Genomic DNA, 1594 nt, shown 5'->3' on the forward strand with positions numbered 1-1594 from the left:
ATCAATTGTTATATTTAATTATCAGATCTATTTAAATTACCCGGTCTATTTAAATCAACAGATTAAATAATAGTATTCGGCTTAACTTAGCGATTTAGATGGTAATACACTTCGTTCCAGCGGATTTCATTTTTAAATGCAGGAAGCGTCGTATCATTGTCGATCAACAGGAATTCAATTCCGTGCATCTCGGCATACAGGCGCAATTCATCCACCCCGACGGCTTGAGAGAATACCGTGTGGTGCGCGCCACCGGCGATAATCCAAGCTTCAGCAGCCGTTGCCAGCGATGGCTGAGCTTGCCAGATAGCACGGGCTACCGGCAGTTTAGGTAATGGGTGTGGCTGTTCGACAGTATCGACGACGTTGACCAATAAGCGGAAACGGTTCCCCATGTCAATTAAACTGGCATTCAGTGCCGGGCCTGCCGGTGTAGAGAAGATCAAGCGCGCTGGATCGGCTTTACCACCGATACCTAAGTGTTGTACATCCAGCAACGGTTTATCTTCTTTGGCGATAGAGGGACACACTTCCAGCATATGAGAGCCAACCACTAAATCATTGCCTGGTTGGAAGTTATAGGTGTAATCCTCCATAAACGAGGTACCACCTTTCAGGCCAGTGCCCATTACTTTCAGAATGCGCAGCAACGCGGCGGTCTTCCAGTCACCTTCACCGCCAAAACCGTAACCTTGTTGCATCAGTCGTTGCACTGCCAGCCCCGGTAACTGCTTCAGGCCATACAGATTTTCAAAGTTAGTGGTAAAGGCTTTAAAACCGCCTTGTTCTAGAAAACGCTTCATGCCTAATTCAATACGGGCCGCATCCAGCAAATTTTCACGTTTATTGCCGTTCAGTTTTACCGCATCAGTGAAGCGGTAAGTGGCTTCATACTCTTCAACCAAGGTATCAATATCACCTTTGCTAACGGCATCCACCACCGTGACTAAATCACCGATCCCATAGGCATTAACTGAGTAACCAAACTGGATTTGAGCAGCCACTTTATCACCGTCGGTTACTGCCACTTCACGCATGTTGTCGCCAAAACGTGCCACTTTAAGCTGTTGGCTTTCTTGTTTGGCTGCCGCTACTCGCATCCATTGACCAATACGTTGATGCGCTGCTTTATCCTGCCAATGACCGGTTATCACGCTGTGTTGTTGGCGCATCCGCGCGCCGATAAAGCCAAACTCGCGGCCACCATGGGCGGTTTGGTTCAGGTTCATAAAGTCCATATCCATGGTTTCCCACGGGATCTGAGCATTAAACTGAGTGTGGAATTGCAATAAAGGTTTATTCAGAATACTCAAACCGCCAATCCACATTTTGGCGGGAGAGAAGGTGTGTAACCACGTCATTACCCCGATACAGGCGGTATCATAGTTCGCCTCACGGCACAGTGCAGTTATCTCATCCGGTGTGGTCACCAACGGTTTTAGTACCAGTTTTATTGGCAAGCCCGCTTCACTATTCAGGCTGTTAACCACCTGATGGGCATTATCCATAACTTGTTGCAGGGTTTTCGGGCCATACAGGTTCTGGCTACCAATGACAAACCACACTTCTGATTGCTTGAATACGTCCATCTGAT

Annotated in this window: 1 protein-coding gene; it reads right to left on the reverse strand. The window is 47.6% G+C overall.

Annotated features, from left to right (window positions below; translation table 11 throughout):
* Positions 1–86 precede the first annotated feature (86 nt).
* Positions 87–1589: an L-arabinose isomerase gene (araA, locus tag V1952_RS21745; protein WP_420071750.1), complete on the reverse strand. Its 1503-nt coding sequence runs from the start codon at positions 1587–1589 to the stop codon at positions 87–89.
* Positions 1590–1594 lie beyond the last annotated feature (5 nt).

Origin of the sequence: Yersinia sp. 2542 StPb PI, from assembly GCF_048593855.1 — a bacterium.
Taxonomy (GTDB): domain Bacteria; phylum Pseudomonadota; class Gammaproteobacteria; order Enterobacterales; family Enterobacteriaceae; genus Yersinia; species Yersinia enterocolitica_E.

What these genes read in the sequence shown, in the direction of transcription:
- araA (WP_420071750.1), bottom strand. Translation starts at nt 1,589, where the DNA reads ATGGACGTATTCAAGCAATCAGAAGTGTGGTTTGTCATTGGTAGCCAG.